Origin of the sequence: Roseomonas indoligenes, assembly GCF_017813365.1 — a bacterium.
In the GTDB taxonomy this organism is placed as follows: domain Bacteria; phylum Pseudomonadota; class Alphaproteobacteria; order Acetobacterales; family Acetobacteraceae; genus Roseomonas; species Roseomonas indoligenes.
In genome coordinates this window covers 1-16,871 of the sequence record NZ_JAGIZA010000021.1, presented here as the reverse complement: position 1 = coordinate 16,871, position 16,871 = coordinate 1, and the positions used below count along the sequence as shown (strand labels likewise).

Sequence of the window (16,871 nt, the reverse complement as noted above, 5' to 3'; positions counted from 1 at the left end):
GTGACGTCATGGGAGCTGGAGGGCGCCCATCCTGTCACAGTTCTGTCCACCCGCTCGAACGTCAGGCCACCTGCTTCGGCCTGGTTGGAGTGGGCACGGTCGCTGGGATCGCCCCGCGCCTTTGGGTGCGAGGGCACCGGCTCCTGCGGCGCAGGCAGGTCCCGATTCCTGAGCGAGCACGGCCACCCGTCCTTTTGCTGAACCGGCTCACCCGTCAGCTCCGGTACCGGAAGAGAAGGACGACACGGTCGATGCCGGGGGTGCTTCTCGCGGCGCCCCGGCGGGCCAGGTCACGGCATGACCCAAGTCCTGGTGAAATGCGGTCGAGATCCGCCATCGCAAGGCGTCCCGCGACGCCGCCGAGGCGCGGAGCCGAGCGAAGTGACACTCAAGGCCATCATCGTCAGCGCGCTCGGCACGATGCGAGGAGCTCGGTTACCTGAACAGCAAGAGGACGCTGCTTCGCTGTCTCCCCGCCCTGCGTCCCGGGCGAACGGCCTGAGAGCCCTATCCTCACCGAGTTGCGAAATCCAAACCTCGAAAGGCAGATGCTGTGACGAGTTGAAGCTGGTTTCGGAAAAAGATCGTATTAAGATCGGGTTGCATTTCTGAGAGGACATCATGGCACCGCGCGAGGGCTCCGGGGCATACCACTTCGACGCGTTCTGCCTCGACCCCGCACGCGGCGCCCTCCTAGGCCCGGACGGGGCCGAGCTGCGTCTGCGTCCCAAGCCCTTCGCGTTGCTCCAGCACCTGTTAGACAACCCCGGCCGCCTGCTTGGCCGTGACGAACTCATGGAAACACTGTGGCCGGGCGTGGTGGTGACGGACGACTCCCTGACCCAGTGCATCAGCGATCTCCGTCGTGCCTTTGGTGACAGGGCCGCGCACGTCCTGCGAACCATACCCAAGAGGGGATACGTGCTAACGGCGGAGGTCCGGCAGGATGCGGCGCCCCGTCCGGACATTCGGCGGAAAGCAGTTCCTGGTGCTGAGCCCGAGCAGGACATCGTGGCGCAGCGTCAGGCCTTGGTTGCGGTTCACCGTTTCGAGGCACCCGACGGGAACCAAGCGGCCATCCTCCTGGCGGACACCCTGGTCACCGACATGATGGCCTTCTTCGCCCGCTTAGAGGGGCTCCGCATCCTGCCAGCCCGGGACGGAATGGCGGCGGAAGGGTATCGGGTCAGGGGCGAGGTGCGGGCTGCCGGTACGGATCTGCGGGTCACCCTGCGGCTTGAGGACGCCGCGTCGGAAGCCGTGCTCTGGGCGGAGCGGCTGGACCGGCCACGGGACGAGCCGCGAGGGCTGCCGGAGCCGGCGCTGCTGGCCCTCGCCGCCCATCTCGAGCAGCAAGTGGAGCGGCACAGCCTCTCCCTCGCGCGCCGAAAGCCGGTGGCCGAGCGGTCGGCGCGCGAGCTCTGCCTCGTCGGCCGTGAACATCACCAGCGCGGCACCGAAGCCGACACGCTGGTGGCGAAGGAGATGTTCGCCCTGGCGATCGCGGCCGACCCGGACTACGCGACAGCTTACGCCTGGCAGGCTTACACCGTGCACCGGTCCATCACCCATGGCTGGGGCAGTCCCGGCGGGCAGGCGGCGCGGGACGAGTCTCTTCGTCTCGCCCGGAAGGCCGTTCAGCTCCAGCCGGACTCGCCGCTCTGCCTCTCGCGCCTCGCCTTCTCGCTCGTGCTGCACCAGCAATGGGAAGGCGCTGTGGACGCGGCGCGCGCGGCCCTGTCGTCGGCGGTGCCCGCCTTCGCCTCGGCCCGCAACACCTGCTGCGAGGTGCTGGCGGCCGCCGGGCATCCTGAGGAGGCCGTGGTCGTGGCTCAGGAGACCATCAGCCTCGACCCGCTCTGCCCGCCCACCACCCAAGGGATCCTCGGCCGGGCGCTGCTGATGTCCGGAAAGGTGGAGAATGCCTTGTCGCCGCTGCGCTGGTGCGCGTCGCGCCTGCCCGACTACGCGGCGACCTATGATTCCCTGCTGGTGGCAGCCGTAGAAAGCGGACGGGTTGCGGAAGCCTTGGCGGCGCGACGCGAGTTCTCTCGCATCAAGCCGGGCTGGGTGCCCCGGAACCACACTGGGTACTGGTTCTTTCGCCGCGACGAGGATGTGGAGCGCTTCGTGGCAGCTTACCGGCGCGCGTCCGAGCTGGCGGGTGCCGCGGATAAGCAGTCGATGACGTCGTCGGCGGCTTCACCGCAGGCTGAGCAGGACCAAGTCCCCACTCCTCCCAAACCTGCCGCGCCGCCTCCCCCGCCCGAGGGCGCCCGGTCTCTGGCCGACCTCCGGCGGGACACGCTGGTTATGCACCCGCTGCAAGCTGCGCCTGACGATGCCTCCGCGGCCCGCACCGCTTCCACGCTGACCTTGGGCCTTATGGCTGAGCTGGTCCGCTACGAGGATTTGTGCGTCGTCGGAGAGGCATATAACCGGGCTAGCCAGGACTACGCGTTGCGGGGTGACGCGTATGTCTCTGGCGACCGAGTCCACGCCGTTCTGCGGCTGGAGGAGGTGGCCACCGGCGCGGCCTTCTGGGCCCAGCGATTGGACTGGCCGCTGGCTCAACCGGGCGGGCTGCCCGCCGAGAGCGCCGCCTTGCTGGCCACCGCGGTGAACCTGCAGGTCGGGCGACGGAGCCTGCGCCGGGCGCGCCAGAAGCCGATGGAGCAGCTGACCGCCCGCGAACTCACGCTGCTTGGCAGGGAGGTCTACAACCGGAGCACCCCGGCGGACACCAGGGCGTCGCGCGACCTGTTCGTCAGGGCGGCCGCCGTTGACCCTGGTTATGCACCCGCTCGCGCCTGGCATGTCTTCGCGATCTCGCGTCCGACGGTGCAAGGGTGGCCTGACGGGGAGGATGGCGAGGGGCTGCATGAGGCCGTCCGCCTGGCGCGCCTTGCCGTCGAGTTGGAGCCGGACTCCCCGCTCGGTCTCGCGGCCCTCTCCCTGTGCCTCGCCTTGCGGGAGCAATGGGGCGAGGCCGTCGCCTCGGCGCGCCTTGCCCTGCGGACCGACCAAGTCGCTGATGACGCGGTGCGCATGACGGGCGGGTCCATCCTGGCGGCGGCGGGCTTTCCCGAGGAGGCGGAGGTGGGCCTTCGGCAGATGATCGCCTGGGACCCGCACTGTCCTCCGGTCGTGCACGCGGTGCTCGGGCGCGCGCTGCTCCTGCGCGGGCAGCCTGAAGAGGCGCTGGCCGAACTCCGCCTCTGTGCCGCCCGCCTGCCTGACTACGAGCTCTGTCTCAGAACCATGGTGGTCGCCGCGATAGAGGCCGGTGACATCGAGGAGGCGCGGAAGGCGTTGCGCGAGGTCGCCCGGCTACGTCCCGGCTGGGTGAACGGCACGGATCCGATCTTCTGGTTCATGCGAAAGCTGGAAGACCGGGACCGACACCAGCAGGCCTTCGAGATGGCAGTACGACTTGAGGCCACGGCGAGGGCGGGTGGTCTGCTGGATGCCTGCACGTCCACGTCCTGAGCCGGGATCCGCCCAGGGGGGCACATCCGTCCAGCTTGCGTCACTATGAGCAGGTAATGGGATCGGTGCCGCCCTTGCGGCGTCTTCGTGTCGCTGGGATCGTGGCCTCGGTCTTGGCTTCAGCAGCGAGCCACCCTTCTATATCTCGAACCTGACCACCAGCCGACGCGGCATCTGAGCAGGTGAGCCGCCTTTCCTCGTTGTTGCCCGATCGTGCTTGGGGGAGATGCCGCCTTCGGGACACCGGCATATCTTCAGCTTCCGATCGGATTTTCGGCCATCTCGAGCAGAAATTCGGAGAGGTTTCAGGCTTCACTCAGGACTTCATTCCGGACCTCCATCTACATCTTGGTCCGCGACCTAAGGGCTGCGCCGCCTCGCTCCGCCGGACATCAACGCCGGAACGCAGGCGGCGCGCTGCACAGGGCGCGTCAACGATGCAGACGACAAGAGGAACTCGGACCATGACCCGCAGAGGCTCTCTCTCCCTCGCTTCCGCCGCTGCCCTGACCGGGCTGGCCGCACTCACGGGCTGCGCCGTCGCCCAGGAGCCCTGGCCCAACCTGAACGACGCCGAGGCGCAGCTGCGCGGCGCGCTGGAATCCCTCAACCGCGCCCCGAACCGCTTCGGCGGCCACAAGGCCGAGGCCGAGCGCCTGATCCGTGGCGCACTCGCCGAGATCGAGACGGCCAAGCAGTCCTTCCGCTGACGCGCGCCAGCCCCCGTGCAGGAGGAGAGACGACGTGACAGAGTTTGACTTCCTGCACGACACGGCTGGCGGCGAGCCAATCCGCATTCCCGAGATCGGGCTGGACCTAAGGATCCGGCTCTCGGCGCGGGGGAACGACGGGCGGCTGACGGTCATTGAGACCGTCTACGCCGCAGGCTCGGGTCTGCCGCTGCACCGCCACCCCGAGACGGAAGTCCACCGCATCACCGGCGGCAGCTTCCTCTTCGAGGTGGACGGGAAGCGTTTCGACGCATCGACGGGTGACCTGGTCTGCATCCCCGGCGGGGCGGAGCACCGCTTCCTCAACGTCACGGACAGCCCGGCCAGCCAGCTCGTCCTGATCATGCCGGGGCTCGACGCCGCAGGCTTTTACACGGAGTTCGCCGGCGTCATGCGCGGCGGCACAGCCGATCCGGCCGTCCTGGCCACCTTCGAGGAGTACTGGGGCTTCGAGCTCCTGGGCCCGCCCATCCGCCCCGACTGACGGCTGAAGCCGACGCACCCGCACCACTCAACCATGTTCTCCAAGAGAGGATCTGTGCCTTGATAACCCTTCTCGGCATCATCGCCGCTGTGGCGATCGCCAGCACCGCTCCCGCAATGGCGAACGGCCAGAGCGCGCCGTTGCTTTCAGCAGCGCCACTACTGACCGAGGCCGTGTTCGCGCCTCCGAGCCCCGGTGTCGCGTCACCGATCATCCCCGTCGCCGAGGGCTGCGGCCCCGGTCGCTGGCGCGGGTCCTGGGGCGGCTGCCGCGGTCCCGGCCCGGGCTACTTCTACGCGCCGCCTCCGCCGCCGGTTTACTACGGCGGGAATGGCTGCCCACCCGGCTTCTGGCGCGGCCCCTGGGGCCATTGCCGCGACACGCCCTACCACGGCGCGCTGCCCGGCGGTGGCTGGCGGTAGCTCCGGAATCCTCTGAACCCGAACGAACAGGAGATATCCCGATGAAAGCTCTGCGTCTCACCTCGATGGCCACCACCCTCATGGCCGTCGTTCCCATGGCCGCCGTGCATGCGCAGCCTGCGCCGGCAGCTCCCTCCGCCCCGGCCGTGCAGCAGGGGCCGCAGTACCTGGCCTTCACCGAGGCCGATGCCCGCGCCGTGCTGAACGCCCGCTTGGCCGCGATCCGGACGGTGATGGAACTGACGCCGGAGCAGGAGCGGCTTTGGTAGGCGGTCGAGGCCGCCATCCGCGACATCGTGCGGGGCGCCGCCGAGCACCGCGCCCGGAGCACCTCGGCTGTGGCACCCACCCATTTCCTCGACCTGTTGAGCGGCATTGCGGATGCCGAGGAGACCCGGGCCCGCGAACTGCGCCGCTTCGTCAGCACCGCCAAGCCGCTGGCCAACTCCCTCAGCGAGGCGCAGCGCCGCCCCGTCCCGGCCTTCCTGGGCATGGATGACACGGGCGGCCCCAACCAGCCAAGCGCGCAGCTCTGGCTCTTCGACGAGGAGGGCTGACATGGCGGCGATCGGCGCGGCAGCCCCCCGCCGCGCCGATATGCGCTCTGCGATTTCGAAGATGGGGCCAGGGCCAGGAACGCAGCCTCATTCCCAATCGGGTTCCAGGAGGTCTCGCCGGTAAGACCACATGGCCGTAGACATGGCCACCATGTGTTTGCTTCTCGACACTGCTATCCCGAATGCGGCCTGTCTGCCATCGGCCAGCTGCGCCCGTGGACGGGGCGAGATCGGAAGTCAGCACGCCACCATCGCCGCTTCAGAAGCCAAATTCGCCGCCTATGCACCCCTGACAGCCTGCAAGATCACCCGCTCTGAAATCACCCTCCCGATGCATAGACCGCTCTGAAGCTCTTAGGGCAGTCATGAAGCCGCTGGGGAGGCGCTGACACGACCTGCACTAGGTCATAGGATGTATCATCAACCGAACGGCGACGACGATTCGCATTTGGAAGAAGGTGCGACTTGACGATAATCAACGACCTTCTTTCTGCGCCAGAGCGAGAGAATGGTGGCCGAACCGCTTTGGACAGATTTGACTTTCAGACTGCTTGGGGAATAGCTAACGTTCTCAGGCTCCACGACAATGCATCAAATTATGCCGTAGCATTTGAATTCCATGATGACATCGTCGAACTGGATGATGCCGATAATCCGAACGCGGCCACGTTTTATCAGGTAAAGACGCTGCAAACTGGCAAGTGGACGTTTGCCGATATATTGTTTAGAGAAGCAAAAGGTAAGGGCATCAACAAAACTCTTAAGGCATCATATGTGGGCAGGATGTTCGACAACGTCTCTCGTTTCGGACATTCTGTTTCGAAACTAGTCCTCGTCAGTAATCAACCACTGCCCGAACTGACTGAAGAATTCGGCGAACGTGCATTCTCGAGCGCCACCAAGGACTTGGTGGATAAATTCAAAGTCACTCTTCAGAAAGAATGTGTAAACTTTAACGATCAATTGCATATGAAGTATTTCTATTTTGATAGGTGTAGGCTCGATTTGGGATCCTACGAAGATACCCTAACGGGTAAAATGGCAGGGTTCTTGAACCGACATTCGGCACCTGAAGCCGCAGCATCAGCTTTCACGATCTATCTAGCGAATGAGGGACGGAAACGCTCGAAATCTTTGTCCGATGTCCAGGATTTTGCGGCGCTGAAAGCGTCAAAGTTTCTAACGAGTCATCAAATGACGGGTTGGCTAAACAGATTAACTCATGAATACACCCATCACCCAAGCTGGGAGACGATATCGCGCCAGCTGAATTTTCCTCACGCTGAGGATGTTAAGATCGAGCGTGAATGGCGTTCTTACTTGCCGGAGCGAATGCGGCGTTGGAACGCGGCAACCATGCAATTTACGAGCGAGGTCAAAAGGGCGGTGGAACCTGTTCTAGATGCGGCCGAGAACTTGGCTTCAGGTCTCTCGTCTGCTGTGCCCCTCGTGGAAGACCTCGTGAAAGGCTGGAAGCCAAACGCATCCGATTACCTCGTTAAGGCTATCATCCTTTACGAATACAAAAAATGAAAGAGGCCCGTCGCTTTCTTCTCTTAATCAGAAATTTGAGAACAAGACAATATGAAGACCTTGAGATTCGAAAGGCTGGAATTACTTTCTCTGACCGAAAAGAAGGGGAGAGTAGTCGAATTCCATCCGCGATGCACGATAATAACGGGAACAAACGGCGTCGGAAAATCCTCGATAATTAAGAGCCTTTATTGGATTCTGGGTGCGTCGCCGATTGTGGTTAATCCGAGATGGATTAAACTGAACGTGAAGGGATCGCTGGTTTTCCTGGTGGACGAAAAACGATACAGGGCGGTTAGGAATAATTCTCGAATTGCGGTTTTTGCTGAGGATGGCGAGCGCCTAATATCCACGGCAGCTTTCACCAAAGAGCTTGCGCCGTTCTTCGCACAGATGTTGGACTTCGGCTTATTGATGGCGAATAGAAATACCGGAGCTGCAGAGACGCCGCCGCCAGCATATGCCTTCCTGCCTTATTACGTGGACCAAGATGGCGGGTGGAACAAGCCCTTAACGTCGTTCGACCATCTCACTCAGTATTCGGATTTCAAGAAAAAAGTCATCGAGTTTCATACTGGAATTAGACCGAATCGCTACTACGAATTAGATGCCGAAAAAAAGCAATTAGACATTGCTGTGAAAGAACTGGAGCGCGACCACAAGGTGGCCCGAACAATTCTCGAAAGGCTGAAGTTGGATGTGAATTTTACCGCTTTGGAGTTCACCGGGGCAGAGCATGAAGCCTCGATAGAGAAATTGCTGATGAAGATGAAGTCACTCCGGGACCTTCGTAAAAGTCGGGCTAGGGAGCTAGGGGATATTTTAGATGAAAGAGTTGCGATCGATCAACAATTTGCCATAGTGCAAGCTGCGGCCGCTGAACTTGCTTTAGATGCTGAGTGGGCCGCGGCCGACGAACGTAGTGAAATACCTTGCCCGACCTGTGGCACACGTCATCAGAATGACTTCTCAAATCGCTTCTCTATACTGGCGGATCGCGAGGAGTGTTTTGAATTTCTCAGCATGTCTAAGCGGAAAATCGAAATGCTTGTTGCGCGCACACAAAGCTGTCAGGAAGCGATCGCTTCTACTGACGAAAGCATCGTAGAAATTGAAAAGCTTTTGGACACTCGACAAGGAGACGTTACTTTAAAAGAAGTGATTCAGAACGAAGGACGGCAGATCGCAGCTAAAACTTTTGATGACCAAATCAAAGAACTCGAAGCGAACATGGGGGAATTTTATGGGAAAATTGCTGCGACCAAGAGGGGCCTGAAGGATCTTGAAGACAAAGAGCTGAAGAAAAAGATTCAAGATTACTATGCGGCGCTAATGCATGAGTACGTCCGGCAGCTGAATATATCGGACCCTGACTTGGACGCGATTTCTAAGATTACAGGCAAGGTCATGGACACAGGTAGCGAGCAGCCTCGGCTAATGCTTGCATACGTCTTGGCACTTGCTGACACAATCCAAAAGTATACAAGTGCATTCGTGGCACCTTTGGTCATCGATAGCCCTGTTCAACAAGAACAAGACACGAGAAACGCTCCGGCGATCATTCAGAAGGTCGTCGCAAATCGACCGAATGGAGGCCAATCCATCATTGGCACTATATCTTTGCACGGGGTTGTTGTGGATGACTGCAAAGTTGTAACGCTAGAAGGTAAGAGTTCAGCTCTACTTGCTAGTGAATACGATGAGGTTTACCGGATCTTAGATCCGCTACTTGCGAAAATGTGAGCTTAGAAGGTTGCGGTTGGATCGCCGAGTTGGAACCGAACGGCTACACAGCTGCTGGCTGCCCGCACGCAATGGCCCAAGCCAACCGCACACATAGTATAAGGACTCGAGCAGCAGCTGACCGACACCTCTTGGACCTCTTGGTGCGGTAGGTCCAAGTGCTGCCAGGAGACCAGTCACAAGCAGGAAGCGCCGCCAGCCCCGCCAACGGCGCTCCGCTGCTTTCGAGCGCGGCCTATCCATCCCTGGGGTCCGCAACGTCTATCCTACCCCGTTTTTGTACGCTCTCGGAAGAATTATTCGTGCTTTTGAGCCTTGTATCCTGGGGGAGCCGCGCCTGCGCGGCGGGGGCAGAGCCCCATGCTCGGAGCGGGTCGTTTACAGTCTTTGCGTTTACAGGCGGGGCTGGTAGTGGAGCGGACATGGTTGGATCGTCGCGGCTTTTTGCGGCTGTTGACGGCTACGGTGCGGTTTTCGGGTCTGATCCCGCGCCGCTTGATGCGGCGCCACCCGGCGCCATCTTTCCCGGGGGATGCGGGGTCGGGCGGGACAACCCTCGCCCGGCCCCGTTCCCTTTGCCGGCACTGCCCCTGATTCCCGCGGCGCCCTGCCTCAGTGCTGCCAGGATGGCCCCGGACCCGACGTGACCCCCTCCCTCAGCCTCACCCGCCTGCAGCTTCAGGACTTCCGGAACCACGCGAACGCTTCTCTGCGCTTCTCGGCGGGGGTCGTGGTGATTGCGGGGGAGAACGGGTCTGGCAAGACGAACCTGCTGGAGGCGATCTCCCTGCTCGGCCCCGGGCGCGGGTTGCGGAGCGCCCGGATCGCTGATCTCGGCCGGCGCGTGGGGGAGGAGGGCCTGCCCTGGGCCGTCTCCGGCCGCTTCGAGGGGCCGGAGGGGACATTCGACCTCGGCACCGGCACCGCGCATGGGGGATCGCCGGAGAAGCGCGCCTTCCGCCTGGACAACGAGCCGGTGAAGACCCAGTCGGAGCTGGGCCGGCTGGTGGCGGCCGTCTGGCTGACGCCGCAAATGGACCGGCTGTTCCAGGAGGCGGCCTCCGGCCGCCGGCGCTTCCTGGACCGGCTGGTCTGGGCGTTGGACCCGAACCATGCGCGGGAGGTCTCGGCCTATGAGAACGCCATGGCGCAGCGCAACCGCCTGCTCTCCGACGGGCGCGAGGGGCGGCGCGTGGACCCGGCTTGGCTGGACGGGCTGGAGGACGCCATGGCCCGCCACGGCGTCGCTCTCACGGCCGCCAGGCGGTCCCTCATCGGCCGCCTGAACGCTGCCCTGGCCGAGGGCGTGGCGGGGGCCTTCCCGGCCGCGCTCTGCGCCCTGGAGTGCGAGACGGCGGCGGCGCTGGAGAGGGGGTCCGCCCTGGCCGTGGAGGACGGGCTGCGGGAGGCGCTGGCGGCCCGCCGGGGGCGCGATGCCGCCGCCGGGCTGGCCGTCGCCGGGCCGCACCGCTGCGACCTCCGCCTCTCCCACCTGCCCAAGGGGGTGCCGGCAGAGCTGTGCTCCACGGGGGAGCAGAAGGCGCTGCTCATCTCCACCGTGCTGGCCCATTCCGCCCTCATCGCCTCCGCCCGGGGCTTCGCGCCGCTGCTGCTGCTGGACGAGATCGCGGCCCATCTGGACGCGACCCGGCGGGAGGCGCTCTTCGCGGCCCTGACAGCCCTGCCGGCGCAGAGCTTCCTGACGGGGACGGAGCCCGGGGTCTTCGCTTCCCTGGACGGGGTGGCGGAATCCTTCTCGATCGGGCCTGAAGGCGTGATGGCGGGCTAGAAGCCCGGTTCGGGCCCTGTTTTCCGGCGTTTTTCTCGGCCCCGGATGCCCCTGCCCATGGCTTCGCGCGCGCGGAATCCTTATATTGCGGAAAGATGATTCCGCACGCCGCGCAACCGTTTCGCGCGGCCCGAGAGGTCCCCGATCCGCATGACCGAATCCGCCCGCGCCACGAAGGAAGCCGAGGTCGCCGCCGCCGGCGCCGACGGCGCCTATGACAGCGCCTCCATCACCGTCCTGCGCGGTCTGGAGGCCGTCCGCAAGCGTCCGGGCATGTATATCGGCGACACCGATGACGGCTCCGGCCTGCACCACATGGCCTTCGAGATCATCGACAACGCGGTGGACGAGGCGCAGGCCGGCCATGCCGATACCTGCGTGGTGGTGCTGAACGGCGACGGCAGCGTCACCGTGACCGACAACGGCCGCGGCATCCCGACCGACATCCACGCGGAGGAGGGCGTTTCCGCCGCCGAGGTGGTGCTGACGCGGCTGCACGCCGGCGGCAAGTTCAACCAGAACTCCTACAAGGTCTCCGGCGGCCTGCACGGCGTGGGCGCGGCGGTGGTGAACGCACTGTCGGAGTGGATGCATGTCCGCATCTGGCGCGGCGGCAAGGAGCACCTGATCCGCTTCGAGCACGGCGAGACGGTGCAGTCGCTGGAGGTGGTCGGCCCGAGCGATCACGCCGCCGGCACGGAGGTGACCTTCAAGCCTTCCTCCGGGACCTTCACGAAGACCGAGTTCGAGTTCGCCATCCTGGAGAAGCGCCTGCGCGAGCTGGCCTTCCTCAATTCCGGGCTGAAGATCCATCTGCGCGACGAGCGCCACACGCCCGTGCAGGAGGCGGACTTCCACTATGAGGGCGGCCTCGTCGCCTTCGTCGAGTGGATGGATGCCGCCGAGGATCCGCTTTTCAAGCCGCCCGTGTCCTTCGCTTCCAAGGAGGTGAACGGCATCAAGGTGGAGATGGCGATGTGGTGGAACCGCTCGCCCCGCGAGCGGACGCTGTGCTTCACCAACAACATCCCGCAGCGCGACGGCGGCACGCACCAGGCGGGCTTCCGCCAGGCGCTGACGCGCGTGGTGACGAAGTACGCCGCCGACCTCGCGAAGAAGGAAAAGGTGGAGCTCGCCGGTGACGACATGCGGGAGGGCCTGTCCTGCATCCTCTCCGTGAAGGTGCCGGACCCGAAGTTCAGCAGCCAGACGAAGGACAAGCTCGTCTCCTCCGAGGTGCAGCCGGTGGTGCACACCGCCGTGGCGGACGCGCTGAGCCACTGGTTCGAGACGCATCCGAAGGAGTCGAAGCTCGTCCTGGAGCAGGTCGTGCTCTCCGCCGTGGCGCGGAAGGCGGCCCAGGCGGCGCGGGAGAAGGTGGGGCGCAAGAACGCCCTCGACATCTCCACACTGCCCGGCAAGCTGGCGGACTGCCAGGAGAAGGATCCCGGCAAGTCCGAGCTCTTCCTCGTCGAGGGTGACTCTGCAGGCGGCTCCGCCAAGCAGGGCCGCAACCGCGCCAACCAGGCCATCCTGCCGCTGAAGGGCAAGATCCTGAACGTGGAGCGCGCGCGGATGGACAAGATGCTGTCCTCCGCCGAGGTGGGCACGCTGATCACCGCGCTCGGCGCCGGCATCGGCACGCGCGATCCGGACCGGCCGAACATGCCGTTCTTCGACCCGGACAAGCTGCGCTACCACCGCGTGATCATCATGACGGACGCGGACGTGGACGGTTCCCACATCCGCACGCTGCTGCTGACCTTCTTCTTCCGGCAGATGCCGGAGCTGATCGAGCGCGGCTATCTCTACATCGCGCAGCCGCCCCTCTATCGCGCCAAGCGCGGCAACGAGGAGCGATATCTGAAGGACGACCGCGCGCTGGAGGAGTACCTGCTGGAGAAGGCGCTCAGCGGCGCGCGCCTGATCTACGCCGACGGGCGCGAGGTGGCCGGCGAGGAGCTGCGCGCGGCGGTTGACGACCTGCGCAACGCCGCCCGCCGCATCCGGCGCCTGGCGAACAACGTGCCGGCGGAGATCGTGGAACAGGCCGCCGTGGCCGGCGCCCTGGGAGCGGAGCCGCACCTGGAGGCCGCGCCGCGCCTGGTGGAGCGGCTGAACGCCCTGGCGGCGCCGACCGAGCGCACCTGGAAGGCTACGCTGGACGCGGACGGAATGCGCGTGTTCCGCGACGTGCGCGGCGTGCGGGAGAGCCACCACCTGGATCCGGTGGCGCTGCGCTCCGCCGAGGCGCGCTGGCTGGAGGAGCGGCGCGAGGCGCTGTCCGCCGATTTCAGCGCGCCGGCCACGCTGCAGTTCGAGGCGCAGCGGCAGGAGGTGCGCGGCCCGATGGTGGCGCTGGACCGCATTCTGGCACAGGGCCGCAAGGGACTGGCCGTGCAGCGCTTCAAGGGACTGGGCGAGATGAATCCCGACCAGCTCTGGAAGACCACGCTGGACCCGGAGGTGCGGACGCTTCTGCGCGTGGCCGTGGAGGACGCCGACGATGCCGGCCGCGTCTTCTCCACCCTGATGGGCGACGTGGTGGAGCCGCGCCGCGACTTCATCGTGGGCAATGCGCTGAAGGTGGCGAACCTGGACGTGTGACGGGGATGTGAGCGTCCAGCGTAGTTTGTCCAACGGCAGGATAATCTGTCCATGAACTGGCGCCCGCTACCCAAGTGTGGGCGTCAGCTTCATCTACTTCTTCGAGCCAATACGAAGTCAATGTAGCTGCAGGGTTAGTCTAGTGGTCACGCCAGGACCCGGAGAATTCTCCCGGATAGCCACGATTATTCCTCACTTTTGGGGGTATATACATGATGTCTGGCACGGGTGGATCTAGAAGAACTTAGGGCGTGCTGGACTTATGGGGCGACTACTATAAGCCTTGGAAGGCTTACTTCTTCCCGCGACAGGTGAAATGAGCGTGGTTCGAGGTCTTTCAGGACTGGAGCGAACGGGGCGTGTACGATCTCACCCGGTTGTCCCCGATCGACTTCGAGACCCTTGCCCGGGATCTCCTCCAGGCCGAGTGGGGCCAGCGCCTCGAGGTCTTCAAGGCAGGCCGTGACCAGGGAATAGACCTCCGTTACTCCCGCCCGCACGGCACCGCGACGATCATCCAGTGCAAGCACTACGCGGGGTCCGGGCTGGAAGCTCTCCGGCGGCATTTGACCAAGACGGAGATCGAGAAGCTCCGGCCGCTGGCGCCAGATCGCTACGTGCTCTTCACCTCCGTTCCGCTCAGTCCAGGGAACAAGCGGGATATCCGAGCTGACCTGCATCCTTATGTTATCGACGACCTGGACATAATCGGTGCCGGAGATATCGAGAACCTTCTGGCCCGTCATCCTACTGTGGAGACGAATACACCCAAGCTCTGGCTGACGAGCACGCCAGTCATGGAGCGCGTATTCCATGCCGCTGAGCGTCTGCAGACCCAGCTCGAAGTAGAACGCATTTATCGGAAGCTGTCCCTGTACGTTCAGAATGCTGCCTATGGCCGCGCTCTGGGCATTCTCGAAAACGAGGGATCAGTGATTATCTCCGGCGTCCCCGGTGTCGGAAAAACGACGCTGGCGGACATGCTCCTGCTCGCCCATCTGGAAAAGGATTTCGAGCCTGTCGTGATCCGTTCCGACATGAGCGAGGCCAGGAAGTTCTTCTCGAGCGGGAAGAAGCAGATATTCTATTTCGACGACTTTCTTGGTCAGACCATGCTCGGTCCACGTTCCGATCTGGTCGGCCGTCGACAGGACGAGGCGATACTCGAATTTGTCGAACTAGCTGGCCGGACCCCGAATACCCGTTTCGTGCTAACCACGCGCGAGCACCTGCTGCAGCAGGCCATGCAAGCTTCCGAGCGTCTTCGGCGAGAAAACGGGCTGATGAAGCTGATCCGATGCGTTCTGAAAGTGGGCGACTATCCCCTGCTCGAGCGTGGGCGCATTCTCTTCAACCACGTCTATTTCGGAGATCTGCGGCAGGAACATAAGGACGAGCTGCTGGCCGACGAATTCTACCTCGACGTCCTCCAGCATCCCAACTTCAATCCGCGCCTGATCGAGTGGATGTCACAGTTCAGGAATATCCGGCATTCAGCGGCGGGGGGATATCGAGCGACAGTGGCGGCCGTCCTCGACCAGCCTGCCCTTATCTGGCAGCCTGCATTCGAGAATCAGATATCCGAGGCTGGTCGCGGTATCCTTCTTTCTCTCTACTCACTCGGCGGTTCAGCTTCCCTTCCTTATCTCGAAGAGGCCTGGGAGCCACTGCATCGCCACAGGTCGGCCCGGTACAACTTCACCAGCTCAGCAGAGGACTGGCAGAAGGCGCTGGCCGAGCTGGAGGGAGGCTTCCTCTCGTTCATCGACGGCAGGGCGACCTTCGTGAACCCCTCCGTCCGGGACTTCTTCGACGAGACGCTCTGTGCCCATCCCGAGCACGCCCGGGATCTCCTGACTGCCGCGCAGCGCTTCCGGACGGTGCTGGGCATCTGGCGCTTGGCCGCCGGGGATCGGGGCGGCCGTCTGCTGGGCTACCTCGCGCGGCAGCCCGGTCTGCTGGAGGATGCCGTGGAGCGGACCTGGGGGCTGGCCGACAAGGCCGACAGGGGTGGACCCGCTGCCATCGGAGTCGACGTGTCCAAGGCGATCACCTGGGAAGGCAGGTTCCTGGAGATCATCAGGATGGCTTCCAAAACATCCTCGACGAGGCTGCGCGGTATCGCAGGAGGGTTTCTCCCGCTCACGGAGGAGCGCTGGAAACGGTTTAGTCCTGCCTATGAGGAGATGCTGGCGGCCCTGGACGTCATGGAAGCCAATGCGCCGTTCTGGTCACCCTTCTCCAGTGCGTTACGGTCGCGTCTGATCCAGCAGATTGCCGACGAGCCGCGATCCCTGGACGGCTTCCATGCCTTCGCGATGCACTGCGAGCGCAGCCGGGTCCCCCTGGGCGAAATCGAGACCGCCGCCTTGCAGCAGGCGTTCGACGCCTACCTGAAGGACTTCCTCGACCAGGAGATCGGTCAGATCGACGACGAGGGAGATCTCGACCTCATGGACAGTCGCCTCAGCGAGATCGAAGCATGGGCTGGCAGGGAACTCGACGACGAGAGATCCGCGGTCCAGAGCCGGATCCAGGGTCTCCGCGACAACGAACGTGTTGACGAGCAACGGCCCACCTCGACCTGGTCGCCAAGTCCTCCTGTCAGCAAGGATGGTGCCCTAACCGAGGTCAGGAACATGTTCGGCGCCCTACGCCCCGACGCGTGATGCTGCCCTCGCTACGCCGCGACATGGCCGGTCACCTCGCTGCCGGAGGTCTAGGAGCAGAGGGCCGAGCGCCTGCCAGATCCCGATCAGGGCGTCGGGCAGCGAGACAGGAAAATCCTGCACGCTGGCGGACCGCACCAGGGCATCCCACCGGTTCATGATGGCGACGTCGAGCCTCTCCGGGTCGAAGGCCCGCTCGCAGTAGCCGTCGCCGCGGATAACCATCTGGGCGGCATCGCGGCCCTGGAAGACGCCGACCATTGCCTCGGACAGCGCAGGCCAGTCGAGCCGGATCCGGCGCAGGAGCAGCCAGATGTCCAGGATGTCCTGCACACGCGTGTGGTCGGGTCCGTAGGTCACGAGCAGCGCTAGCTTCTCCGCGACGATTTCCTCGGCCGTGCAGCAGGCCACCCAGACCGGCGAGCAACTCGCGCCGTCCACGCGGAAGGGCCGGAACTCCATCTCGGGAAGGGGGTGGCGCGCCGCCATGACGGCTATCCTCAGGTACAGGCGGTGCCGTCCGATCCGGGCAGGTATGCAGACCCGGTGAAGAGGTGACCTCCTCTCGGCCCTGGTTCGGATCCGCATCGCGGACCAGTCCATCGCCAGCTCCTCCCGGCAGGACCCGAGAGCGTCATGGAGCGTGGCCACGACCTCCTCGGCCGAGCGTCGCTCCAGATCGAGCAGGTCGATGCCGCGTGTAGGGCGGTGCATCACACCGAGCTGTGGATCGGCGTGGAATAGGGACCCTGTTGGAGGGGTGATCGGCGTCCAAACGGGACCCCTCTGACGGCGGGGTTCACGGTGGTTCCCGGGATGATCGGGAGCCTGGGTCGGGATGCTGGTC

General features: G+C 64.0%; 12 protein-coding genes. 11 read left to right on the top strand and 1 reads right to left on the bottom strand.

Going from position 1 to position 16,871, the window contains the following annotated elements; genetic code table 11:
* Positions 1-621 precede the first annotated feature (621 nt).
* The 11 genes from J5Y10_RS23460 (at position 622) to J5Y10_RS23410 (ending at position 16,024) form a co-directional block, all read left to right on the top strand.
* Positions 622-3,489, top strand: a complete 2,868-nt coding sequence (locus J5Y10_RS23460) for a winged helix-turn-helix domain-containing protein (RefSeq protein ID WP_209376559.1) — start codon at positions 622-624, stop codon at positions 3,487-3,489.
* Between the two features lie 464 nt (positions 3,490-3,953).
* Positions 3,954-4,199, top strand: coding sequence for a hypothetical protein (locus J5Y10_RS23455; protein WP_209376558.1), 246 nt, complete (start codon positions 3,954-3,956; stop codon positions 4,197-4,199).
* Positions 4,200-4,233: 34 nt separating this feature from the next.
* Positions 4,234-4,704: a cupin domain-containing protein gene (locus tag J5Y10_RS23450; RefSeq protein ID WP_209376557.1), complete on the top strand. Its 471-nt coding sequence runs from the start codon at positions 4,234-4,236 to the stop codon at positions 4,702-4,704.
* Positions 4,705-4,763: 59 nt separating this feature from the next.
* Positions 4,764-5,126, top strand: coding sequence for a GCG_CRPN prefix-to-repeats domain-containing protein (locus J5Y10_RS23445; RefSeq protein WP_209376556.1), 363 nt, complete (start codon positions 4,764-4,766; stop codon positions 5,124-5,126).
* A gap of 41 nt (positions 5,127-5,167) precedes the next feature.
* Complete coding sequence (locus J5Y10_RS23440) at positions 5,168-5,395, top strand: hypothetical protein (protein WP_209376555.1); 228 nt, start codon at positions 5,168-5,170, stop codon at positions 5,393-5,395.
* A gap of 69 nt (positions 5,396-5,464) precedes the next feature.
* Positions 5,465-5,683: a hypothetical protein gene (locus tag J5Y10_RS23435; RefSeq protein WP_209376554.1), complete on the top strand. Its 219-nt coding sequence runs from the start codon at positions 5,465-5,467 to the stop codon at positions 5,681-5,683.
* A 465-nt stretch (positions 5,684-6,148) separates the two neighbouring features.
* Positions 6,149-7,216: a dsDNA nuclease domain-containing protein gene (locus tag J5Y10_RS23430; RefSeq protein WP_209376553.1), complete on the top strand. Its 1,068-nt coding sequence runs from the start codon at positions 6,149-6,151 to the stop codon at positions 7,214-7,216.
* Positions 7,217-7,267: 51 nt separating this feature from the next.
* Positions 7,268-8,959, top strand: coding sequence for an AAA family ATPase (locus J5Y10_RS23425; protein WP_209376552.1), 1,692 nt, complete (start codon positions 7,268-7,270; stop codon positions 8,957-8,959).
* A 643-nt stretch (positions 8,960-9,602) separates the two neighbouring features.
* Positions 9,603-10,748 (top strand): DNA replication/repair protein RecF, encoded by a 1,146-nt coding sequence (gene recF / locus J5Y10_RS23420; RefSeq protein WP_342453001.1) that lies wholly within the window; start codon positions 9,603-9,605, stop codon positions 10,746-10,748.
* 150 nt (positions 10,749-10,898) lie between these two features.
* The gene (gene gyrB, locus J5Y10_RS23415; RefSeq protein WP_209376550.1) at positions 10,899-13,355 is read left to right on the top strand and encodes a DNA topoisomerase (ATP-hydrolyzing) subunit B; all 2,457 of its coding nucleotides are present in this window, start codon (positions 10,899-10,901) and stop codon (positions 13,353-13,355) included.
* A gap of 359 nt (positions 13,356-13,714) precedes the next feature.
* Positions 13,715-16,024 carry an nSTAND3 domain-containing NTPase gene (locus J5Y10_RS23410; RefSeq protein WP_209376549.1) on the top strand — a complete coding sequence of 770 codons (2,310 nt, stop codon included), beginning with the start codon at positions 13,715-13,717 and terminating at the stop codon, positions 16,022-16,024.
* Here the strand turns inward: J5Y10_RS23410 and J5Y10_RS23405 are convergent.
* On the bottom strand, positions 16,007-16,738 hold the full coding sequence (locus tag J5Y10_RS23405) for a nucleotidyl transferase AbiEii/AbiGii toxin family protein (RefSeq protein ID WP_209376548.1): 732 nt from the start codon (positions 16,736-16,738) through the stop codon (positions 16,007-16,009). The two genes, J5Y10_RS23410 and J5Y10_RS23405, sit on opposite strands and share 18 nt — an antisense overlap.
* Positions 16,739-16,871: the final 133 nt, after the last annotated feature.